This is a genomic window from Streptomyces sioyaensis (assembly GCF_004122735.1).
Classification (GTDB): domain Bacteria; phylum Actinomycetota; class Actinomycetes; order Streptomycetales; family Streptomycetaceae; genus Streptomyces; species Streptomyces sioyaensis.
The window spans coordinates 1-21,904 of sequence record NZ_SDIF01000021.1; the positions used below are offsets into that span (position 1 = coordinate 1).

23 protein-coding genes are annotated in these 21,904 nt (G+C 71.0%); 14 read left to right on the forward strand and 9 right to left on the reverse strand.

Annotated features, from left to right (window positions below):
• The first annotated feature begins 178 nt into the window (after window positions 1-178).
• The gene (gene allB / locus EST54_RS10215) at window positions 179-1,552 is read left to right on the forward strand and encodes an allantoinase AllB (protein WP_372448159.1); all 1,374 of its coding nucleotides are present in this window, start codon (window positions 179-181) and stop codon (window positions 1,550-1,552) included.
• Window positions 1,553-1,617: 65 nt separating this feature from the next.
• On the opposite strand, the gene EST54_RS10220 is transcribed toward allB, so the two are convergent.
• From EST54_RS10220 to EST54_RS10240, 5 genes are all read right to left on the reverse strand, one after another.
• The gene (locus EST54_RS10220; protein WP_129247265.1) at window positions 1,618-2,298 is read right to left on the reverse strand and encodes a thiaminase II/PqqC family protein; all 681 of its coding nucleotides are present in this window, start codon (window positions 2,296-2,298) and stop codon (window positions 1,618-1,620) included.
• A gap of 194 nt (window positions 2,299-2,492) precedes the next feature.
• Window positions 2,493-5,180: a beta-N-acetylglucosaminidase domain-containing protein gene (locus EST54_RS10225; protein ID WP_129247267.1), complete on the reverse strand. Its 2,688-nt coding sequence runs from the start codon at window positions 5,178-5,180 to the stop codon at window positions 2,493-2,495.
• Between the two features lie 135 nt (window positions 5,181-5,315).
• Entirely contained in the window at window positions 5,316-5,504 is a 189-nt protein-coding gene (locus EST54_RS10230) for a DUF6126 family protein (RefSeq protein ID WP_129247269.1), read from the reverse strand.
• Between the two features lie 38 nt (window positions 5,505-5,542).
• The gene (locus EST54_RS10235) at window positions 5,543-6,169 is read right to left on the reverse strand and encodes a helix-turn-helix domain-containing protein (RefSeq protein WP_129247270.1); all 627 of its coding nucleotides are present in this window, start codon (window positions 6,167-6,169) and stop codon (window positions 5,543-5,545) included.
• Window positions 6,170-6,366: 197 nt separating this feature from the next.
• The gene (locus EST54_RS10240) at window positions 6,367-6,756 is read right to left on the reverse strand and encodes a VOC family protein (protein WP_129247272.1); all 390 of its coding nucleotides are present in this window, start codon (window positions 6,754-6,756) and stop codon (window positions 6,367-6,369) included.
• Window positions 6,757-7,118: 362 nt separating this feature from the next.
• On the opposite strand from EST54_RS10240, the gene EST54_RS10245 reads away from it, so the two are divergent.
• Together EST54_RS10245 and EST54_RS10250 are read left to right on the forward strand one after the other, a co-directional pair.
• Window positions 7,119-7,568, forward strand: a complete 450-nt coding sequence (locus EST54_RS10245) for a ribonuclease domain-containing protein (RefSeq protein WP_129247274.1) — start codon at window positions 7,119-7,121, stop codon at window positions 7,566-7,568.
• 537 nt (window positions 7,569-8,105) lie between these two features.
• Window positions 8,106-8,774, forward strand: coding sequence for a bifunctional 4-hydroxy-2-oxoglutarate aldolase/2-dehydro-3-deoxy-phosphogluconate aldolase (locus EST54_RS10250; protein WP_129247276.1), 669 nt, complete (start codon window positions 8,106-8,108; stop codon window positions 8,772-8,774).
• 140 nt (window positions 8,775-8,914) lie between these two features.
• Here the strand turns inward: EST54_RS10250 and EST54_RS10255 are convergent, their stop codons facing one another.
• On the reverse strand, window positions 8,915-9,313 hold the full coding sequence (locus tag EST54_RS10255) for a VOC family protein (protein ID WP_129247278.1): 399 nt from the start codon (window positions 9,311-9,313) through the stop codon (window positions 8,915-8,917).
• A 325-nt stretch (window positions 9,314-9,638) separates the two neighbouring features.
• On the opposite strand from EST54_RS10255, the gene EST54_RS10260 reads away from it, so the two are divergent.
• From EST54_RS10260 to EST54_RS10300, 9 genes are all read left to right on the forward strand, one after another.
• Window positions 9,639-10,358 (forward strand): GntR family transcriptional regulator, encoded by a 720-nt coding sequence (locus EST54_RS10260; RefSeq protein ID WP_129247356.1) that lies wholly within the window; start codon window positions 9,639-9,641, stop codon window positions 10,356-10,358.
• Window positions 10,359-10,822: 464 nt separating this feature from the next.
• Window positions 10,823-11,839: a sugar ABC transporter substrate-binding protein gene (locus EST54_RS10265; RefSeq protein ID WP_174857427.1), complete on the forward strand. Its 1,017-nt coding sequence runs from the start codon at window positions 10,823-10,825 to the stop codon at window positions 11,837-11,839.
• Between the two features lie 185 nt (window positions 11,840-12,024).
• On the forward strand, window positions 12,025-13,038 hold the full coding sequence (locus EST54_RS10270; RefSeq protein WP_372448158.1) for a sugar ABC transporter substrate-binding protein: 1,014 nt from the start codon (window positions 12,025-12,027) through the stop codon (window positions 13,036-13,038).
• Window positions 13,035-14,090, forward strand: a complete 1,056-nt coding sequence (locus EST54_RS10275; RefSeq protein WP_129247280.1) for an ABC transporter permease — start codon at window positions 13,035-13,037, stop codon at window positions 14,088-14,090. The genes EST54_RS10270 and EST54_RS10275 overlap by 4 nt, the downstream gene beginning before the upstream one ends.
• Window positions 14,087-14,896: an ATP-binding cassette domain-containing protein gene (locus tag EST54_RS10280; RefSeq protein ID WP_129247282.1), complete on the forward strand. Its 810-nt coding sequence runs from the start codon at window positions 14,087-14,089 to the stop codon at window positions 14,894-14,896. The genes EST54_RS10275 and EST54_RS10280 overlap by 4 nt, the downstream gene beginning before the upstream one ends.
• A 238-nt stretch (window positions 14,897-15,134) precedes the next feature.
• A complete protein-coding gene (locus EST54_RS10285) occupies window positions 15,135-16,256 on the forward strand; it encodes an ROK family glucokinase (RefSeq protein ID WP_129247284.1) in 1,122 nt (373 codons plus the stop codon).
• A complete protein-coding gene (locus EST54_RS10290; RefSeq protein WP_129247286.1) occupies window positions 16,253-16,825 on the forward strand; it encodes a hypothetical protein in 573 nt (190 codons plus the stop codon). The genes EST54_RS10285 and EST54_RS10290 overlap by 4 nt, the downstream gene beginning before the upstream one ends.
• 251 nt (window positions 16,826-17,076) lie before the next feature.
• Window positions 17,077-17,784, forward strand: coding sequence for a GntR family transcriptional regulator (locus tag EST54_RS10295; RefSeq protein ID WP_129247288.1), 708 nt, complete (start codon window positions 17,077-17,079; stop codon window positions 17,782-17,784).
• A gap of 175 nt (window positions 17,785-17,959) precedes the next feature.
• Window positions 17,960-18,967 (forward strand): 1-aminocyclopropane-1-carboxylate deaminase, encoded by a 1,008-nt coding sequence (locus tag EST54_RS10300; RefSeq protein WP_129247290.1) that lies wholly within the window; start codon window positions 17,960-17,962, stop codon window positions 18,965-18,967.
• 120 nt (window positions 18,968-19,087) lie between these two features.
• On the opposite strand, the gene EST54_RS10305 is transcribed toward EST54_RS10300, so the two are convergent.
• On the reverse strand, window positions 19,088-19,462 hold the full coding sequence (locus tag EST54_RS10305) for a hypothetical protein (protein ID WP_129247292.1): 375 nt from the start codon (window positions 19,460-19,462) through the stop codon (window positions 19,088-19,090).
• 596 nt (window positions 19,463-20,058) lie between these two features.
• On the opposite strand from EST54_RS10305, the gene EST54_RS35305 reads away from it, so the two are divergent.
• Together EST54_RS35305 and EST54_RS35850 are read left to right on the forward strand one after the other, a co-directional pair.
• Window positions 20,059-20,304 (forward strand): hypothetical protein, encoded by a 246-nt coding sequence (locus EST54_RS35305; protein WP_006602216.1) that lies wholly within the window; start codon window positions 20,059-20,061, stop codon window positions 20,302-20,304.
• Window positions 20,305-20,418: 114 nt separating this feature from the next.
• Window positions 20,419-20,541 (forward strand): hypothetical protein, encoded by a 123-nt coding sequence (locus EST54_RS35850; RefSeq protein WP_275416023.1) that lies wholly within the window; start codon window positions 20,419-20,421, stop codon window positions 20,539-20,541.
• A gap of 62 nt (window positions 20,542-20,603) precedes the next feature.
• On the opposite strand, the gene EST54_RS10315 is transcribed toward EST54_RS35850, so the two are convergent.
• The gene (locus EST54_RS10315) at window positions 20,604-21,548 is read right to left on the reverse strand and encodes a ferredoxin reductase domain-containing protein (protein ID WP_244942485.1); all 945 of its coding nucleotides are present in this window, start codon (window positions 21,546-21,548) and stop codon (window positions 20,604-20,606) included.
• On the reverse strand, window positions 21,515-21,868 hold the full coding sequence (locus EST54_RS35310; RefSeq protein WP_239012662.1) for a hypothetical protein: 354 nt from the start codon (window positions 21,866-21,868) through the stop codon (window positions 21,515-21,517). The genes EST54_RS10315 and EST54_RS35310 overlap by 34 nt, the downstream gene beginning before the upstream one ends.
• Window positions 21,869-21,904: the final 36 nt, after the last annotated feature.

Consider the following 21,904-nt stretch of genomic DNA (forward strand, 5'->3'; position numbering starts at 1 on the left):
GTTCGGGGTTGGTGCGGCGGTGTCGGGTGAGGGGTCTTGACGGGGCGGGGTCCGGAGTGAAGACTCATTCAACAGACTGTTGAATTCTGCTGGTCGGGTCGGTCGGGCCGGTACGGATACCGCGCTCCGGAGGTCTGGCCGCCCGCCGGCCGTGCGCCGCACGCGCCGCCGGCCAACGATGGAAGACACGAGACGAGGAGGGGACCGGGTGTCCGAACGAGAGCTGGTGCTGCGCTCCACACGCGTCGTCACCCCGCAGGGCACACGCGCCGCGTCCGTCGCCGTCCGGAACGGCACGATCGCCGCGGTGCTGCCGTACGACGCGCCGGCTCCGGCCGGAGTGCGGGTGGCGGACTTCGGTGACGACGCCCTGCTGCCCGGCCTCGTCGACACCCACGTCCACGTCAACGACCCCGGCCGCACCGAGTGGGAGGGCTTCTGGACCGCCACCCGCGCGGCCGCGGCCGGCGGGATCACCACCCTCGTCGACATGCCGCTCAACAGCCTGCCGCCCACGACCACCACGGCGCACCTCGACACCAAGCGCGCGGTGGCCCGCGGCAAGGCCCATGTCGACGTCGGCTTCTGGGGCGGTGCCATCCCCGGCAACGTCAAGGATCTGCGCCCGCTGCACGACGCCGGCGTCTTCGGCTTCAAGTGTTTTCTGTCGCCCTCCGGGGTGGACGAGTTCCCCGCGGTCGACCAGGAGCAACTGGCCGCCGCGCTGGGCGAGATCGCCGGCTTCGACGGGCTGCTGATCGTGCATGCCGAGGACCCGGGACACCTGGACGCGGCACCCGTGCCGCATGGCCCGAAGTACGCCGACTTCCTCGCCTCCCGCCCCCGGGTCTCCGAGAACGACGCCATCGCCGGGCTGATCGCGCTCGCCGCGCGCCTCGACGCGCGGGTGCATGTGCTGCATCTGTCCTCCGGCGACGCGCTGCCGCTGATCGCCGCCGCCAAGCGCGAGGGCGTCCGGCTCACCGTCGAGACCTGCCCGCACTTCCTGACCCTGGCCGCCGAGGACATCCCGGACGGCGCCACGGAGTTCAAGTGCTGCCCGCCGATCCGCGAGGCCGGCAACCAGGACGCGCTGTGGGCGGGGCTGGCCGACGGCACCATCGACTGCATCGTCTCCGACCACTCGCCCTCCACCGCCGACCTCAAGACCGCCGACTTCGGCGCGGCCTGGGGCGGCATCTCCTCCCTCCAGCTGGGCCTGCCCGCCATCTGGACCGCGGCCCGGGAGCGCGGGCACCGGCTCGACGACGTGGTGCGCTGGATGGCCACCGCCCCCGCGGCGCTGGCCGGACTCGACCGGAAGGGCGCCATCGAGCCGGGCCGGGACGCGGACTTCGCGGTCCTCGCCCCCGAGGAGACCTTCACCGTCGACCCGCAGGCCCTCCAGCACCGCAACAAGATCACCGCGTACGCCGGGAAGACCCTGTACGGCGTCGTGCGGTCCACCTGGCTGCGCGGCCGGCAGATCAACGACGGCGCCACCCTCGCCGAGCCCACGGGTGAGCTGCTGCAGCGGCCGCACGGCGGATGAGCGGCGGCCGCTGAACGGCCCGCGGCCGCCCCGGTCGGCCCCCTTCGCCGGGGCCGCCGGGCCGGTCAGTCCGCGACGGAGTTCCAGAACATGAGCTCGTACGCCTGGAGGAGACGGCCGTAGCGGTGCGCCAGGGCCGGCTGCGTCTGGCCGGTGTCGAGGCCGTGCTGCACCGCCTCGCGGGCCTTCTCCTCGACGGCCGGCGCCGGTTCGGCGAAGAACCCGAAGAAGTCCCGGGCTGCCTCCGGGAACGCGTAGTGCTCCCGCATCGCGGCCTCGACGATCGCGCAACAGCCGCCCCAGGCAGCGAAGTTGGCGGTGAGTGCGATCGCCACATCGGTCGGCTCGCCGCCGAGGGCGAGCCGCGCCGCGTAGGAGGGGTACGCCTGACAGCCGGGGCGCGGCCGGTACCGGTCGATCTCCCGCTCGGTCAGCTCACACGCGTCCGCCAGCCCGGCCAGCTGTTTCAGGGCCTGGGTCTCGCCCTGGACCAGCAGATCGAAGAAGTCGGCCACCGGCGGATCACCGTCCGCCCGCCGCGCCAGATGCTGGAAGCTGAGCCGGTCGGCGGCGATCACCTGGTGCTGTTCGAGGGCGAAGGTGGCGAACACCGAGCGCGGCGCCGTCCCCGCCTCGATCCGCGCGACCAGCCGGTTGGCATCGGTGTCCGGGGCGAGCACGCGCACCGCGTCGTCGAGCACGGCGGCCGCGGTCGGGCGGGGGGCGTCGGGGGCGGGTCGGGCCATGGTGTCGGTCTCCTCCGGGGCGAGGGCGGTGGCCAGCGCCTCAGATTAGGACGCGGGAGACCGGCCGCGGGTGGGATGACGCGGGCCGTCCGGGGGAAGCGGACGGCCCGCGGACCCGTCATGGCCGGGCGACGCGGCAGGCCGCGCGGCATACCGCGTCGTCGCGGGCGTCGCCGTCCCGTGCGGCCCGCCGCTCAGTGCAGAATCACCTCATTGACCTCGGGGACCGCCGACGGGTCCCGCCAGGCCAGCCGTACGGCCTCGATCGCACCGCCGCCTGCCGCAAGCCGCGTATACGCACCGGACAGGGTGCCGAGCGTGCGCCAGACACCACCCGTACGGACCTCGATCCGCGCCGCCGGGCCGGTCGCGCCGTGCGGCCGCAGCACCACCACGGACCGTGCCGTGCGGGGTGCGGAGGGGGTGAACTCCAGCGCTTCGCCGGACCGGGGTGCCCGCGCCGCGCGGTAGACCGTCGCCGGATCGCCGTCCCCCGCCGACCGCAGCGCGCTGCCGCCGGCCGCGGGCGGGCCCCCGGCCACCGTCGCCTGCTCGGCCCCGGACACCGTGAACTCGCGTACCACCAGCCAGTTGTCCTGGGCCCGGGTGGCCCGCGCCCGGACGTACCGGGCCGTGGCGCCGGCCGGCGGTACGGCGGTCACCTCGGCCTTCCCGTCGAAGGCGGCCAGCTGCCGCCAGTTCGTGTGGTCCGAGGAGTATTCGAGGACGCCGTGATGGAGATAGTCGTCCGGGCTGTCGCTCTTGCCCATGGACAGGGTGACGGGGCCCAGCGGACGCTCGGCCCGCAGATCCAGTCCGACGACGGAACCGGCCCGGGGCGCCGCCCCGCTCCAGAAGTACGTGGCGTCCTCACCGTCGGTCATCCGGGAGGGCGCGTTGTCCTGGTAGACGGAGAGATCCGTCGATGCCCGGGGACGGCCGTTGACCCCCAGCGCCCGGTCGTGCGCGGCCACCGCATCCTCGACGAAGGTGTCCAGCACCCCGTCCGCCACCAGGACCGGGACCTTCTTCCCCCGCATGTCCACATAGACGAAGGACCGCGCGGCCCGCACCAACTCCGGTATCTGCTGCCGTAGTTCCCAGGCCTGCGCGCCGTCGCCCGCCTTGGTCGCCCCGATCAGCCGCAGCGCGGTACGTGCCGCGACGCCCCAGGCGTGCGTCGCGTCCAGCCAGGGCGCGCTGTCCCTGACGAAGCCGCGGTCGGGGAGCCGGTCGCGCAGGACGGCCGGGGCGTCCTCCAGGGTCCGCAGCACCGCATCGAGCCGCCCCGCCGGCCCGCCCGCCGTGAACTCCGCGATGGCGGCGGCCAGTTCGGGGGCCTGCTGCGGGTTGAGCGCCGAGGAGTAACCCGTATCGGCGAAGGCCCGCAGCGCCCGTGCCGTACGGGCGTCGCCGCCCGCCAGCTCCTCGATCGCCGCGCCCCAGGAGGCCCGGGCGTCGTACGCCGTGTCGTTCCAGGCGTAGTCGGCCACCGTGTACAGGGCGAGTTTGGAGGCGGCGGGCTGGATCATCGGGTTCGCGGTGATCCCCGCCAGCTGCTCCGGCAGCCCCTTCTCCCGGCCGTGGAACGGCCCGAGCAGCAGCCGGTTCGTCACATAGTCGTTGACCGGGTAGTTGTCCCAGGTCAGGATCGGGTGCCCGAAGACCTCCCGGGCCTGCTGCGCCTGACGGACTGTCATCGTCGGCGCGATCACCCCCACGCCCGTCCACTCCACCAGCACCTTCGGGTCCAGCTGGGTGGCCAGTGCCTTCTTGTACGGCGACGACTGCACGTCGGAGTACTCGGTCGGCACCATCTGGAGCGGCGCGGCGCCCGGATGCGCGGCGATGAACTCCCGCTGCACACGGTTGAGCAGATACGCCTGCGCGGCCCCCGCCGCCCCGCCGCCGGTCCCGAACCGGTCCTTGTCCGCCGCGCAGTTCCAGTCCGTGTAGCTGATGTCGTCCAGCGGCACCGCAAAGGTCCGTACGCCGATGTCCCACAGCGTCCGGAACTTGGCGGTCAGCGCCCTGAGGTCCGCGTCGGAGCTGTAGCAGACGGACAGCCCCGGGGAGAGCGCGTAGGTGAACTCCACGTGCCGCTGCCGCGCCCGGTCCACCAGCTCCTTGAGCTGCGCGAGCCGCTCCGCGGGGTACGGGTCACGCCACTTCTCCCGGAGGTAGGCGTCGTCCTTCGGCGAGTACACATAGAGGTTCATCTTGTGCGCGCCGTAGAAGTCGAGCTGGTCGAGCCGGGCTTCGTGGGACCACGGGGTGCCGTAGAAGCCCTCGATGACACCGCGCAGCGGGGTGGCCGGCCAGTCCCGTACGAGCGTGCCCGCCACCCGGGCGCCCGGCCGGGCCCGGTGCGGCAGCAGCTGCCGCAGCGTCTGCGCGGCGTAATACGTGCCGGTGGCGTCCTTGCCGGACAAGGCGATCCGCCCCTCGCCGACGGCCAGCGCATAGCCTTCGGCGGGCAGCCCGTCGGGTCCCCGCGCGCCCAGCTCCGCCAGCGCCCGGGCCGCGCCCGCGCCGTCCACGTACACCGTGAGCTGCCCGTCGCCCGGTGCCCGCCCGGCCCGTACGACGTGCTGGGCACCGGCGTCGGCCAGCGCCGACTCGACGACCGACACCGCCGCGGCATCGGCCTTCGGGCCCGCGACGACGGTCACGGACGGGGTCAGGGTGACCCGGTCGGACCGGCGTTGGACGGAGCGGGGCGTGGGGGACAGGGACGGGGCCGCGGCAGCCACGGGCCGGTCCCGGGCGCCGTCCGGTGCCCGGTCGTCGCCGGTGCCCGGCGGCCCCGACATGCCCGTCAGAGGGAGCACGGCCAGGGCCATGGCCAGCGCGGTGGCCGCCGCGGTGCGGGTTCGGTGCATCCTTCGGTCCTCCTCGGCACGACGCGGTGCGGGGCGGGAGTGCTGCGAGCCGTGTGCGCCAGCAGGCTTCACCCGGCCGCCGTGCCGGGGCCATGGACTTTTGGGCCGAAGGGATGGACGTTGCCGGTCCCGGCGTCACCGCGTCTTGGCGATGACCACCAGGAGACTCATGAACGCCAGCAGCGCATGCGTCGCGACGACGTAAATGAAGACCCGCACATAGAGCCCACGGGGCGGCTTGTTCTCGACGTACCGCCGTCCGGATGCCGCCTCGGGCAGCTGCTCCGCCGGCGGGGGAGTGGCAGGGGTGGTCTGATCGGGCATGGCGGATACGGTCCTTCCGTCGAGAGCGGCGCCGGGGCTCACTGCCCGCGGTGCCTCGCGTCGTCGCCGAGGCACAGGTCGGCGGCCCCGCTCTGCAGCAGGGTGTGGACGAACAACAGCTCCGTCCCGCCCGGCGAGGCGGCGGCGATACGGTGCGGGGTCAGCGAGTCAAAGTGCGCCGCGTCCCCCGGATCCAGCACGTGCACCGCCGCACCGAGCGTCAGCCGCAGCCGCCCGTCGAGGACGTACAGCCACTCCTCGCCGGGATGCACCCGCACCAACTCGCCCTGCGCCCGCTGCGGCACGTGCACCCGCAGCGCCTGCATCGCCCGCCCGGGGCCGCCGACGGTCCAGTACGTCCAGCCGCCGGCCCGGGACGGTTCGGCGCGGCCGGCCCGCACGATCGGGTCCCGCTCCGGCGCGGTCTCGCCGAGCAGGTCGGATACCGTGGTGCCGTAGGTGCGCGACAGCGCCAGCAGCATCGGCAGCGACGGCTGCCGCCGGCCGGTCTCCAGCCGCGAGAGATGCGCGGCCGACAGACCCACCAGCCGGGCCGCCGTCTCCAGCGTGAGTCCACTGCGTCGCCGCAGGTCACGCAGGCGCGGTGCGACGGTGGTCAGCTCCTCCGGGGGAGCGCCGGAGGGCTCGTCGGGGAGCTCGGTCATGTCCCCGGTATAACGACCTTTCACCCGCCGGGCAAAAGATTTGCCTCTGGGGCAAAGCCCTCCCCGGCTTGCGGGCCTCTGCGCCTGGGGTCTGATCCAAACGTCAGGCCCTAGGGGTCTTGCGCCTGCGAGCCGTCGGGTGGGCGGCCCCCCGGCGCCCGGGCTGCCCGCCCCCCCCGGCCGGTCTCAGTCCCGTCTCACTCCCCGGCGTCCTGCGGGTACCAGCGCAGCTCGACGGTGTTTCCGTCCGGATCCTCGACGTAGATCGACTGCGCCTCGCCCCGCGCGCCGTACCGGCTGCCCGGGCCGTCGAGCACGGTGAACCGTCCCGAGTCGATGACCTGTTGCCAGTCCAGCGGCTCGACGACCAGGCAGAGGTGATCGACGTTGGACCCGCCGCGCGCGTCGCCGACGATCAGATCGATGATCGTGCTCGGGCTGACCCGCACCGACGGGAAGGGGGCATCGCCGGCCCGCCACTCGTCCACCCGGACCGGCTCCAGCCCGAGCGGCCCGCAGTAGAACTCCAGCGCGCGCTCGATGTCCTGCACCTTGAGCACCAGGTGATCGAAGTCCTTGACCCGCATGGGTTACCTCCAGTGATGTGGGCCGAACCGGGTGCGGTCCGGCCCGGCCCGTGGCGCCGCGCGCCCGGGGTCGGTCCCGTTCAACCGTGAATTCAACCCCAAGTCGCCGGGGTCACGGTCCGTCTGATGGTGGGACGGCCCGTCGCGCCGGAGAGGTCTGCGGTATGGGACGGCTCGTCCTGCCGGAAAGGGGGCCGGACGGCCCGCGGCGTGCGCGCATCCCGATCACGAAAGGGATTTTCCGCACCTGTTTTTGACGCTCCGTCGAAGAGGGGGCAATTGGGTGGGCCGTGTGAACTCCCGGAAAACTTCCGCTGCTTGGGATTGACAGGGCCATGTCTACGCGCGTCATTCTGGGAGGCATGAGAATCCCCCCACGGATCACCAGGATCGGCGCCGCAGGCGCCCTCGCATCGGCCCTTCTCATCGGCGGAACCGCAGTTTCCGCCACCCCTGCCGTCGCCACGACGCACCCGGCCACCTCGTACGCCACGACGGCGCACGCGACGGCCGCGCACGTCACGGACATCGGCAAGGTCTGCTACTCCAAGCTGCCCTCACAGGCCCATGACACCCTCGACCTGATCGCGAAGGGCGGGCCCTACCCCTATCCGAAGGACGGCACGGTCTTCGACAACCGGGAGCACGTCCTCCCGGACCAGAGTGCCGACTACTACCACGAGTACACCGTCGTCACGCCGGGCTCGCCCGACCGCGGTGCGCGCCGCATCGTGGCCGGCCAGAAGAAGGACGAGGACTACTACACCGCCGACCACTACTCGACGTTCGAACTCGTCGACCGCGGCTGCTGAGGCCGGCGGGCCGGCCGGCGGGCGGGACCGTACGCCGGGAGTTGGGTGAGTGTCCCAGCCGGCCGGACTGACGCCGGAACGCCGGAACGACCGCACGGCGGAAACCACAGGAACAACGGAAGCAACGCAAGCAGCAGCCGAAGCAACGGGAGCAACCGAAACAACGGAAGCAACCGAAACAACGGAAGCAACCGAAACAACGGAAGAACGGAGCAACGGGACCCGCTGGGCCCGTTGTCCGGAGCTCACGGCGGCCGGGGTGCCCACGCACCCCGGCCGCCGTCGTGCTGTGCGCCCCCTCCGACCTGCCTCTTCTCCCCGTTCTCGGCAGAAGGGGCGCATGGGGCGCACCCCCGAGAGAGGATTGTCGGTGGTTCCCGGTAGCGTTTCGGTAGAAACGAGGAGCGGGCGGGCATCGGCGGAAAAAGGCCCTCTGTGGTCAGCTGCCGGGAAGCGCCCCGGAACGTGCCCTGTCCGCCATGGGCCACGTGCCGGACGGCATGCACTGTCGGAGACAAGGAAGGACGGCGAACTGCCGTGTATCGCTGGGAGATCACCCGGGCCGCACTGGCGCAGCGGGTTTTCGCCATCGTCCGCAGCAGGACCTATGACGAGGCGAGCGCCACCGCCGACACCCTGCTGTCAGCCGGCATCACCAGCCTGGAGATATCTCTCACCACCCCGTTCGCCCTGGAAGCGGTCACCACGCTCTCCCGCGAGCTCGGTGACGACGCGATCATCGGCGCGGGCACGGTCCTTGACGCGGTATCGGCCCGGATGGCGGTCGACGCGGGGGCCCGCTACCTGGTCTCCCCCAGCCTGGACGCCGAGGTCATCCGCACCGGCCACCGCTATGGCGTGCCGGTCTTCCCCGGTGTGTCGACGCCGACCGAGATGGTCCGCGGCCTCGAACTCGGTGCGGACGCGCTCAAACTGTTCCCCGCCGCGGCGCACGATCCGTCCTGGCTGACGGAGGTCCGGGCCGCGCTGCCGCAGGTGCCGCTGCTGCCGACGGGCGGGGTGACGGTCGAGAGCGCGCCGGAGTGGATCGCCGCGGGCGCGGTCGCCGTCGGGATGGGCGCGGCCCTCTCCGAGGGCGACCGGGACACCGTTGCCAAGCGCGCCGCCGACCTCCTCGTCCGTCTCGACGAGGCCGCCCCCGACCGTCGGACGACGAGGGGCAGCGCGGACCTCTACGAGGACTGACGCCCCGTCGGTTCGCCGCTGCCCGGCCCCCTGCGGCCGTTCCACCAGCCGTTCAAGGGGTGAGTGGGTGCACCTGACCTGTCCGGCTGATCCGGCTGATCCGGCTGAGCGGAGCCCGGTCCGGCCGGCCCCGCGGGCGATCAGCCGCCGGTGCCGGTGTGCTCGGTGGCGGCAGCGTGGTCAGCGGAGGCGGCCGTGTGCGCGAGGACATTGACCACCCGGCCGTTCGGGTCCTTGACGAAGAAGCGGCGGACGCCCCACTCCTCGTCCTGGAGCGGCCGGACGATCGGTGCGCCGGAGCTCAGCACGGCCGCGTAGGCCGCGTCCACGTCGTCGACCTCGATGCTCAGGTCGGGGGTGACCGGGGCGGTCCTGTCGTGGGTGAGGAAGGAGAGCTGGGCGGTGGGGTTGGCGGGGGAGGCGAGGGTCATCACCCAGCCCTGGTTCATCACCTCCTCCATGCCCAGCAGGCCGTAGAACGTGCGGTTCTCCTCCAGGGCGTCGCACTGGAGGTTCGGGACGACGCGGTGTACGGGCACGGGTGGCTCCTTCGGGGCGGGACGGGCGGCTGCCGGGCCGGGGACCGGGCAGTGCGGCGGGAGGTGCCGGACGGATTCTTCCGTGCGGCCGCCGGCGCCGCCCGCGGTTGCCGACACCTCCGCAAGCCGTGCCCGGCCGCCGTACGCCGAGGGCGCCGCGTCCCGGACGTCCGCCCGCACCCATCGGCACGGTGCCCGCACCCGCCTTGTCCGGACAATGTGACCTCCGGACTTCCCGTCATCTGCGCGGGCGGATACGCTCGCGAGCGTGGGGAAACGCGAGAGTGAAGAGGCCCTGGGCGCCGGGAGCCCCGTCCAGTTCAGCGTGGACCGGAGCAGTCCGGTCCCGTTGTATTTCCAGCTGTCCCAGCAGCTGGAGGCCGCGATCGAGAACGGCAAACTGGCACCCGGCAGCCTGCTCGGCAACGAGATCGAGCTGGCCGGCCGGCTCGGGCTGTCCCGGCCGACGGTCCGGCAGGCCATCCAGTCGCTGGTCGACAAGGGGCTGCTGGTGCGCCGCCGCGGCATCGGCACCCAGGTGGTCCACAGCCAGGTCAAGCGCCCGCTGGAGCTGAGCAGCCTCTACGACGACCTGGAGGCGGCCGGACAGAAGCCGGCCACCCGGGTGCTGCTCAACACCACCACCGAGGCCGACGCAGAGGTCGCCGCCGCGCTGGGGATCGCCGAGGGGGCCCAGGTCGCGCTGGTCGAGCGGCTGCGGCTGACGCATGGCGAGCCCGTCGCGCATCTGCGCAACCACCTTCCCGCGGGGCTGCTCCCGCTGGAGACCGCCGCGCTGGAGGAGACCGGTCTGTACCGCCTGATGCGGTCGGCCGGCATCACCCTGCACAGCGCCCGCCAGGCCGTCGGCGCCCGCGCCGCGACCGCGGAGGAGGGCGAGCGGCTCGACGAGCCCGAGGGCGCCCCGTTGCTCACGATGCAGCGGACGACGTTCGACGACACCGGGCGCGCCGTCGAGTTCGGCTCGCACGTCTACCGCGCCTCCCGTTACGCCTTCGAGTTCCAGCTGCTGGTGCGTCCCTGAGCGGGGCGGGCGCGCGCCCGCCCCGGACGGCCTCGGCGCGGGCCGGCTCCGACTCGACCGGTGCCCGGCTCCGGCCGCTGCCCGGCCGCGCCGTCCCTCGCCTCCGCGGTGCGCCTCCGTCATGCGCCTTCGCCTGCCCGGAGCGCCGCCCGAGCCGGCGGACCGCGCCGCACCGTCGTACGCCGTCATCCGCTCCCGGCAGGTGCTGTCACCCGCCCCCGGAAGCTCCCTTCGCCTGCCTCCCCGCCCGCCCCGTGCGGGTGCCCCGGAGGGGCGTCGCACCGGCCACCCCGTCCTCCTGAGGGCATTGGCCGGGCGATATTGCCCGTAATTCCCTGCTTTATCGGGGCCGCTTCAAGGCCAGTCGTCAGAATGTTCTGACAAACCATTGACGTGGCTCCGTGCGCGCCGTTACAAACTCCTCCAACCGCATTCCGGCGGCCGGGAGAAAAGGCGGTTCCACGATGAACGGCGTGCGTACGGCTAGCCCCCTCACTGTCCGCGGCAGCACGGTGCGCTGTGCCGTCGCCTTACTGACCACCCTCGCGCTGGCCACCGGATGCGCCGCCGCCCAGGGCACCACGGACGGCAGCGGCCAGACGGACAAGGGCGCCGCCACCCCGCGCATGACGATCGGGATGGTCAGCCACTCCGGAGACGGCGACACCTTCTGGGACATCGTCCAGAACGGCGCGGAGCGCGCGGCCGCCAAGGACCACGTGAAGTTCCTGTACGCCCACGACAAGGAGGGCGCCCAGCAGGCCGCGCTGATCCAGTCGTACATCGACCAGAAGGTGGACGGGCTGATCGTCACCCTCGCCAAGCCGGAGGCCGTCCAGGCGGCCGTCCGCAAGGCCGTGGCGCGGGGCATCCCCGTCATCACCATCAACTCCGGCGGCGAGTTCTCCAAGGCGTACGGGGCGCTGACCCACATCGGGCAGGACGAGTCGGTGGCCGGTCGCGCGGTCGGCGAGGAGCTCAACAACCGGCACGCGAAGAAGACCCTCTGCGTCATCCACGAGCAGGGCAACGTCTCGCTGGAGGACCGCTGCGCGGGGGTCCGCAAGGCCTTCCACGGGACGGTCGAGAACCTCGATGTCGACGGCACCAACGCGCCGGCCTCGCAGTCGTCGGTCGAGGCGAAGCTGCAGTCCGACAAGTCCATCGACGCGATCGTCACGCTCGGTGCGCCGATGGCGGCGACCTCCGTCAAGGCCAAGGAGCAGGCGGGCAGCTCCGCGCAGATCGCGACCTTCGATCTGAACTCCGCCGTCGTCAAGCTGCTCAAGGCCAAGGACGTCACCTTCGCCGTCGATCAGCAGCCCTACCTCCAGGGCTACGAAGCGGTGGACCTGCTGTGGCTCCACCGGGCCAACGCCGATGTGCTCGGCGGCGGCAAGCCGGTGCTCACCGGGCCCGCCCTGGTCACCGAAAAGGACGTACCGAAGCTCACCGAGTACACCGGGCGAGGCACCCGGTGAGGCCTCAGGAAAGACGGGACCACCCCATGAACCGGGACAGATCACCGGTAACGGATACTTGGCCGGTTGAGCCGGCCCGACCGGTGCCGTGGCACCACACGACACACGTACGGACCGGGCAATCCGGACAGCGAATACAACCAACGCGGCCGACACGGCAGCATCAGCGGGAAGGGCGAGTCCTCGTGGCACGGGTTCGAAGAAGGGGACGCGTCGTCGGCGCCGTGCTGGCGGCGGTGCTCGGCGCCTCCCTGGCGGGGTGCAGCAGCACCGGAGGCCTGCGCGCGGAGCAGGAACGCGCCGCCAAGACGGCCGGCGGCAAGGCCGCGGTGAACACCCCCCGGTGGACGTTCGCGATGGTCACCCACTCCGGAGACGGCGACACCTTCTGGGACATCGTGCAGAACGGTGCCCAGCAGGCCGCCGCCAAGGACAACATCAAGTTCGTCTACGGGCACGACAAGGAGGCCCAGCGGCAGAGCCAGCTGGTGCAGTCCTACATCGACCAGAAGGTCGACGGGCTGATCGTCTCGCTGGCCAAGCCCAACGCCATGAAGGACGTGGTCGCCAAGGCCGAGAAGGCCGGCATCCCGGTGATCACGGTGAACTCCGGCGCCGACGAGTCCAAGGCGTTCGGCGCGCTCAGCCACATCGGCCAGGACGAGACCGTGGCCGGTGAGGCGGTCGGCGAGGAGCTGAACAAGCGCGGCCGGAAGAAGGCCCTGTGCGTACTGCACGAGCAGGGCAACGTGGGCCACGAGCAGCGCTGCGACGGCGCCAAGAAGACCTTCAAGGGCGATCTGCAGAAGCTCTACGTCGAGGGCACCAACATGCCCGACGTGCAGTCCTCCATCGAGTCCAAGCTCCAGGCGGACCGGGGCATCGACGCCGTCGTCACGCTCGGCGCCCCGTTCGCCGACACCGCCGTCAAGGCCAGGGAGCAGGCCGGCAGCAAGGCCGAGATCGACACCTTCGACCTGAACGCCCAGGTCGCGACCGGGCTCAAGGACGGCACCCTCGGCTTCGCCGTCGACCAGCAGCCCTACCTCCAGGGTTATGAGGCCGTCGACCTGCTGTGGCTGTACAAGTACAACTCCGACGTCCTCGGCGGCGGCAAGCCGGTGCTCACCGGACCCCAGGTGATCACCAAGAAGGACGCCGCCGCACTGCAGGACTACACGAAGCGGGGGACCCGATGAGCCGCACCGAGTCGTCCCTGGTACAGCCCGCCAAGGCCGACGAACGGCTGCTGCACCGCTCCCTGACGCGCAGACTGATGGGCCGCCCCGAACTGGGCTCGGTCGTCGGCGCCGCCGCCGTCTTCGTCTTCTTCTCGATCGTCGCCGAGCCGTTCCTCCAGGCCTCCAGCCTCTCCACGGTGCTCTATGCGTCCTCGACGATCGGCATCATGGCCGTGCCGGTGGCGCTGTTGATGATCGGCGGGGAATTCGATCTGTCGGCCGGTGTCATGGTCGTCAGCTCGGCGCTGATCTCCTCGATGTTCAGCTACCAGATGACCGCCAACACCTGGGTGGGCGTCGGGGTGTCGCTGCTGGTGACCCTCGCCATCGGTGCGTTCAACGGACTGTTGCTGACCCGTACGAAGCTGCCCAGCTTCATCATCACGCTCGGCACCTTCTTCATGCTGACGGGCCTCAACCTCGGCTTCACCAAGCTGATCGACGGCACCGTCTCGACGAAGTCCATCGCCGACATGGAGGGCTTCAACTCGGCCCGTACGGTCTTCGCCTCGCACCTGACCCTCGGCAGCGTCGACATCCAGATCACCATCCTGTGGTGGCTCGTCCTGGTCGGCTTCGCGACCTGGATCCTGCTGCGCACCCGCGTCGGCAACTGGATCTTCGCGGTGGGCGGCAACGCCGATGCCGCGCGGGCGGTGGGTGTCCCGGTGACCAAGACCAAGATCGGCCTCTACATGGGCGTCGCCTTCGCCGCCTGGGTCTCCGGCCAGCATCTGCTGTTCTCGTACGACGCGATCCAGTCCGGCGACGGGGTGGGCAACGAATTCCTCTACATCATCGCGGCCGCGGTCGGCGGCTGTCTGATGACCGGCGGCTTCGGCTCGGCGATCGGCGCGGCCGTCGGCGCCTTCATCTTCGGCATGGCGAGCAAGGGCATCGTCTACGCGCAGTGGAACCCGGACTGGTACAAGTTCTTCCTCGGCGCGATGCTGCTGCTCGCCACACTCCTGAACGCATGGGTCCGCAAGCGGGCGGAGGAAAAGGCATGACAGCGCTGGTCGAGCTGGCCGACGTCAGCAAGTACTACGGCAACGTCCGGGCACTGGAGGGGGTGTCCCTGGAGGTGCACGCGGGGGAGATCTCCTGTGTGCTCGGCGACAACGGTGCCGGCAAGTCCACCCTCATCAAGATCATCGCCGGGCTGCACCGGCACGACGCGGGCTCCTTCACCATCGAGGGTGAGGAGACCACCCTGTCCTCCCCGCGCGAGGCCCTGGACCGCGGCATCGCCACCGTCTACCAGGACCTTGCCGTGGTCCCGCTCATGCCGGTGTGGCGGAACTTCTTCCTCGGCTCCGAACCGACCACCGGCGTGGGCCCCTTCAAGCGGCTCGACGTCAAGACGATGCGCGAGACCACCCGCAGCGAGCTGCTGCGGATGGGCATCGACCTGCGCGACGTCGACCAGCCCATCGGGACGCTGTCCGGCGGTGAGCGGCAGTGCGTCGCCATCGCCCGGGCCGTCTACTTCGGTGCCAAGGTCCTCGTCCTGGACGAGCCGACGGCGGCGCTCGGCGTCAAGCAGTCCGGCGTGGTCCTCAAGTACGTCGCGGCCGCCCGGGATGCCGGACTCGGCGTGGTATTGATCACCCACAACCCGCACCACGCCTATCTCGTCGGCGACCGTTTCGTGCTCCTCAAGCGCGGCACGATGGCCGGCAGCCACGCCAAAACGGAGATCGCCCTGGAGGAGCTGACCCGCCAGATGGCAGGCGGCAGCGAGCTGGAGCAGCTCAGCCACGAGCTGGCCCGCACCGCGACCCCGGAATTCCCCGGAGGCCATCGACCCGACTGAGACACCTGTGGGAGCGCCGCGCCCCGCACCGCCTCCGGGCCGTGCGGGGCGCATCACCGTCGGTCGCGGTGCGCCGGACGCCGCCGGTGATGCACAATCGCAGCGAACCAGCACATCGAGGCCCCGGCCTCCCGAGACCCGCAGGGACGAGACGAGTCTTGCGCGCACGCAGCAGCCGCACGGGGGCACCACCCACACCCTTGAGGCAGTGGGGGAGTCCCGGCGAAGAGGTGGGTCGATGAGCATGTACCGGGACCGGGTGCACCGCGGATCCGCCAGGGCCACCGTGCTGCGCACGGTCGGCACCCGCGAGCGGCGCTCGCACCTGACCGCCCCCCGGGTGCCCACGGTCGGCATCGACATCGGCGGTACCAAGGTCATGGCGGGTGTCGTCGACGCCGACGGCACCATCCTGGAGCAGGTCCGCACCGAGACGCCGGACAAGTCCAAGAGCCCCAAGGTCGTCGAGGACACCATCACCGAGCTGGTGCTCGACCTCTCCGACCGGCACGACGTCCACGCGGTGGGCATCGGCGCGGCCGGCTGGGTCGACGCGGACCGCAGCAAGGTGCTGTTCGCCCCGCATCTGAACTGGCGCAACGAGCCGCTGCGCGACCGTCTCGCCGGCCGCCTGGCCGTTCCCGTCATGGTCGACAACGACGCCAACACCGCCGCCTGGGCGGAGTGGCGCTTCGGCGCCGGACGCGGCGAGGACCACCTCGTCATGATCACGCTCGGGACGGGCATCGGCGGCGCGATCCTGGAGGACGGCGCGGTCAAGCGCGGCAAGTACGGCGTGGCCGGGGAATTCGGCCACATGCAGGTCGTCCCGGGCGGCCACCGCTGCCCGTGCGGCAACCGCGGCTGCTGGGAGCAGTACAGCTCCGGCAATGCCCTGGTGCGCGAGGCCCGCGAGCTGGCCGCCGCCGACTCCCCGGTCGCGTACAACATCATCGAGCGGGTCGGCGGGCACATCGGCGACATCACCGGACCGCTGATCACCGAGCTGGCCCGGGAGGGCGACGCGATGTGCGTCGAGCTCCTCCAGGAGATCGGCCAGTGGCTCGGCGTCGGCATCGCCAACCTCGCGGCCGCCCTCGACCCGTCCTGCTTCGTCATCGGCGGGGGCGTCAGCGCCGCCGACGACCTGCTGATCGGCCCGGCCCGGGACGCCTTCCGGCGCCAGCTCACCGGCCGCGGCTACCGCCCCGAAGCCACCATCGCCAAGGCCCAGTTGGGCCCCGAGGCCGGGATGGTCGGCGCCGCCGACCTGGCCCGCCTGGTGGCCCGCCGCTTCCGGCGCGCCAACCGGCGCCGCGTCGAGCGGTACGAGCGCTATGAACGGACCGGCCGCCGATGACCGACACCGACCTGCACCCCCTGCACGACGACCCGCACCCCGCCCAGCCGCCCCGCGTCAAGCGCCGTCGCCCCCTGCTGACGGCACTGATCGTCTTTCTGCTGATCGCGATCCCGGCCGGCTACATCGTCATCTCCGCCGAGCAGAGCCGCGACAGCGGCGAGGGCAAGGAGGCGGAGGCCGCCGCCACCGGTCTGACCAACGCCTTCCCCACCAAGGTCCAGCAGCGGATCTACAACGTCCCGGTCCCGATCGGCTCCACCCCGGTCTACTACTACGAGACCAACGCCTGGCAGACCAGCTCGCTGTTCGTCCAGTTCCGGACCAACGACTGGGGGCTGGAGCACTACCTCAACGCCATCGGCACCAGCACCGCGGCGCTCAAGAAGCAGCAGCAGACCATCCCGCCGGAACAGGCGTCCAAGGTCGGCTGGGGCTTCGACGACGACCTGCCGTGGTCGGGCACCACGACCACGGACCGGGCACCGCGCCCGTCGCAGCGGATCATGGTCAGCTACGACGAGCCCGGACACCCGGTGGTCTACACCGTCTCGACCGTGAGGTTCTGACCCCGGGCCCGCCCGGGTGTCCGTGGTGGGCCCGCCCGGGAGCCGCTCCCGAAGCCGACGGCGGCGGCCCGGCCCGGGACCCGCTGATTTCCGGGCCGCCGAATTTCCGGGCCGGGCTGCCGAACTTCCAGGCGGGCGCCGAATTTCCGGCCTGACAAGCCCCGCCGGAGTGCGCCGGCGGGGCTGCCACCGGTCCCGATCACCCGAGCGACTCTTGACACATTTCCGTTGTGCGGCGTGCAATATATTGCATGCCGGTTCCCAAGGGTCGAGGGCTCGTCTCCAGATCTCTCCTTCGGGAGAACGCCTACCGAGCGATCCGGGACGCCATCGTCGACGGCACGCTCGCCCCGGGTGAGCGCCTCAACGACGGCGACCTGTCGGAGTGGCTGGGCGTCAGCCGCACTCCGGTGCGGGAAGCCCTGGCGCGCTTGGACCAGAACGGCCTGGTGCAGACGAAACCGGGCCGCTACACCATCGTCAGTCCGCTCGATGTCCGTGCGGTGCGCGACGCCCAGTCGGTCACTGCGGCGCTGCACGAACTCGCCGTCCGCGAGGCGATGCCCAACCTGTCCGAGGTCGAGCTCGACGCCATGCGGGAAGCCAATGCACGCTTCGCCGTGGCGCTGCGCCGCACGGACGTCGACGCGGCGCTCGCCGCCGATGACGACTTCCACGACGTCGCGGTGACCGCCTGCGCGAACGTGGCCCTGCGTACCGTCCTGGAGCAGTTCACGCCGCTGTTGCGACGCCTGGAGCGGTTGCGCTTCTCCTCGTTGAGCGGTCGGGGCTCGGTCGCCCAGCACGACCGGATCATCGCGCTCTGCGAAGCCGGCGACACCGAGGGAGCCGTGTCCGCGACCCGCGCCAACTGGCAGACACTGCTGCCCCTGCTCGACGCCACGCCCAGTGACGAACCACTCGCCGACCCCGGCAGCGCCTTGCCGCCGAACTCCTGAGACACGGCAGACGAGGCCCCCTGGCAGGGTTCCTCAACGGCAAGCCCAACGCACGGACCGCAAGCCCCACTCGCAGATCGTAAGCCCAACTCACAGACCACAAAGCAAAACTGACAGGTAGTCAGCATCTACTTATCCGAACCCCGCGTGGGCGTACAGCTGCAAGGAGGCACCGATGCCCGTCACCGACTTCGAGCGCTACCCCCTCTTGTTCGGCCCCAGTCCCGTACACCTACTGGACCGGCTCAGCGGGCATCTCGGCGGCGCCCGCATCTGGGCCAAGCGGGAGGACTGCAACAGCGGGCTCGCCTTCGGCGGCAACAAGACCCGCAAGCTGGAGTACCTGATACCTGACGCGCTCCGACAGGGCGCGGACACCCTGGTCAGTATCGGTGGGGTGCAGTCCAACCACACCCGGCAGGTGGCCGCGGCCGCCGCCAAGGCGGGGCTGCGGGCCGTCCTCGTCCAGGAGAGCTGGGTCGACTGGCCGGACGAGGCCAACGACAAGGTAGGCAACATCCTGTTGTCCCGCGTCATGGGAGCCGATGTGCGTCTGGTGCGCGCGGGGTTCGGCATCGGCTTCAAGGACAGCTGGCACCAGGCCCTGGAGGACGTCCGGGCGGCCGGCGGCACCCCCTACGCGATCCCCGCCGGGGCCTCGGGCCACCCTCTCGGCGGCCTCGGCTTCGCCCACTGGGCTTTCGAGCTGGAGCAGCAGGAACGGGAGTTGGGCGTCTTCTTCGACACGATCGTGGTGTGCAGCGTCACCGGCAGTACCCAGGCCGGCATGATTGCCGGCTTCGCGGGCCAGGACCGGCCCCGCCGGGTGCTGGGCATCGACGCGTCGGCCAAGATCGCCGAGACCCGGGCCCAGGTGGAGAAGATCGCTCGCCACACCGCCGAACTCATCGGCCTCGGCCGGGATCTGCGCGATGACGAAGTCACCGTCCTGGAGGGCTGGGCCGGCGACGCCTACGGCATTCCCGTCCAGTCCACCCTCGACGCCATCCGACTCACCGGACGTCTCGAAGGCATGATCATCGACCCGGTCTACGAGGGCAAGTCCATGGCCGGCCTCATCGACCTCGTACGCAGCGGAGACATCCCCAAGAGCTCCAACGTCCTCTACGCGCACCTGGGCGGCCAGCCCGCCCTCAACGCCTACAGCAGCCTCTTTCACTGACCCGGTTGGACCGTCACCTCGGACCGTCACCCGCGAAGCACAGCGAGGGCTGTACCCGAGGTGGCTCGTACAGCCCTCACCATGTCCATGTGTGCCCGTGTCAGCCGGGGGCGCCCGGCCTCAGCGGTCTTCGCAGGCCAGCGTCAGGCACAGCATCAGCACCTCGTAGGGGGTGCTGTCGCTCTGTGCGGTGGGCGTCTCCCCGGAGTCCGCGGCGAACCGCCACTGCGAGGGCCGGGCGTGCTTGGTCTCTGCCTTCTTCTCCACCTCGACGTGGAGTGTGCGGGCCTGCGGATCGTTCGTCTCGACGAGCACTTCGTCGCTGTCGACCGAGAAGTGGTCGTGTAACAGGACCAGACCGAACCGGTCCAGGTTGCCGTGCTTCTCCAGTACGGCCTTGATGTCCCTGGCGAACTCCGCGTCCTGGGGGCCGAGCGGCTCTGCGTCTTCGAAGCGAGGAAGGTGGTGCGATGTACGGCTGGTCTGCGTAGGCATGAGGATCTCCCTTCGACCGCGCTCTGCGGTCTCAACACACCATAGATAAATGGTGAGTTGCGGCAGAAGGGCGTGACGGTGGCGGGATCCGACGCGAGCCGGGCGGCGCTGCGGGGACTCGGCCAGGACGTGTTTCACAGTCGGCGACGGTCGTGCAGCCGCAAGGTCGGCCCTCCGGTCAGGGGCGGCACGTCGGCAGGTCGGCCGGATTCAGGATCCGAGCGCTGCGATCTCCTCGGCCTCTGCCGGGTCCCGACGCCATCGTTCCCGGCTTCATGCCACGTCAGGGACTCGTGGACCCCTGCGACATCCCCTCATGCCTTCGCGTCGCACAAGGCTGAAGCCTGTCCGAAAATAGGTCGTGCAAGTGATCGATCTTTTGTACCGTCAGGAACCTACTGAACGGGGGGATTTCCATGATTCGTCGTGTTTCACTGGCAGCCGCCGCGTGTGCGGCCGTCGGTTTCTCGCTTCTCACTGTTCCGGCTCATGCGGCTGGAGCCGAGGCGACGCCCACCCGCGCGTCGCAGAAGGTGATGTCAGGGTCGGACCATGTCAAGTGCACCCGCTTGAGCAAGGGGCAACTCTGCATCGTCATGAACAGCCGGCCCCAGTCCATCGATGTCATCTACACCAAAAAGGGTGGCGCGAACATCAAGGCGCAACTCGGGTATCGGATGAACGGTTCGTCGTCGTACGCCGGGCTGGAGACCATCAGCGACGGCGACCGGGCCACCAACACCTGGAAGATGAGCTGGCCCTGCAAGAAGGCCGTTGGCCTGATCAAGGTCAGGGGGCAAGGGACCTTCGAAACCCCGGCGGCGACGTTCCCGGGCTGCTGATGAGGTAGCACAGGACGACAAGGGGGAAGTGAGCTCGGGAGCAAAGGCGGAGGATCGCCCTAGCACTCGGCACCGACAACACCACCCCCAAGGGGCCCGCCAGGAGCGGGCCCCTTGCGCGTGTCAGACCCGGTCCTGGTCACGAGCAAGGCACCGCATCCGTACCAGCGGATCATGGTGAGCTACGACGAGCGGGGTCGCGCGATCGTCTGCGTCGTCTCCACGATGAGGCTCTGACCTGCGCGTACCCCGCTTCGGGCGCGGTCGGAGCGGTGATGAATCCGGCGCCCCCGAAGGGGTCAGGCGAAGACGTCCTGCTGGTAGCGCCCGTCGGCCTCAAGCCGGGCGAGCCATTCCTGGGCGGCGGCGTCGTCGCTTCCGGTGTGGGCACGGTGGATGGCGGCGAGTGCCTCGCGTACGGCCGGTGCCATGCGGCGGCCGTCGCCGCAGACGAAGAGGTACGCGCCGTTGTCGAGAGCGTCCCACACCGTGTCCGCGGCGGCGGCAATCGCGTTCTGGACGAACCGGGCAGGGTGGTCGGGGAGGGCGGAGAAGGCGGTGTGTACGCGGGCGATCCCGGACTCCTCCCAGGTCTGCATCTCCTCCCGGTAGAACCAGTCGTGCTCCGGGTGGCGGCAGCCGACGAACACCTGGGACATGCCGACTTCCGTGCCGCCCGCGTGCTGCCGGGCGCGCTCCTCCAGGAATCCCCGCAGCGGCGCGATGCCGGTGCCGGGGCCGATGAGGACGAGCGGTGTCGTGGGGTCGGCCGGCGGCGCGAAGGTCGGCGACGGCACACGTACGTAGCCGTAGAGGACGTCTCCGGGCTCCAGCCGGCCCAGGTACTGCGAGCACAGGCCCCGGTGCTCGCCCTCGCCCGACAGCGCGGGGCTTTCGACAAGTCCGACGGTCAGCCGCACATGTCGTGGGTCGGCCAGGGGCGAGGAGGAGATGGAGTAGAAGCGGGGGCGGATGGGCCCCATCATGTCGAGGAAGTCCGCCGGCGGCAGTTCCACGGCGGGGAAGCGCTCCAGCAGGGTGAGCACCGGGACGCGCTTTTCGAGGATCTCCGTCCGGTAGCGCCGCTCGGCCTCCTCGGTGTCGGCGGTGTAGGCCTCCAGCTGGGGCCGGGTCCAGGTGCAGGGGGTGTGGTCGGCGAGCGTCCGTATGTGGGCGCGGGTGGCGACGTCCTGGAGTTCCAGGAACTGGGTCAGGAGCAGTTCCGCGGTGACGGGCACGCCCACCGGCAGGTGCGTCCTGCCGCTCCGGTCACCGGGTCGATCCGGAGCACCTGGTCGCGTTCGATGCCGAGCCGGTCGAGGGCACGGGCGACCAGTGCCGGGTCGTTCTTGGCGAAGACCGCCAGGTGGTTGCCGGTGTCGTAGTCGACGCCTGCCGGCAGTTCGACCGTGATCGACCGCGCGGACGGCCGCGGTGGCTCGATGCTGAAGTCCCACAGTCCGGTCGGGTCGCCGACGAGTTCCTCGTTGGCAACGATGGTCAGTGGGTACGCCTGCTCGGAGACGATCGAGGGGCGCACCTCGGCCTCGCCGAGGAGTTCCACCTGGAAGCGCGGGCCGTCGTCCGCGGCAGAGGCATC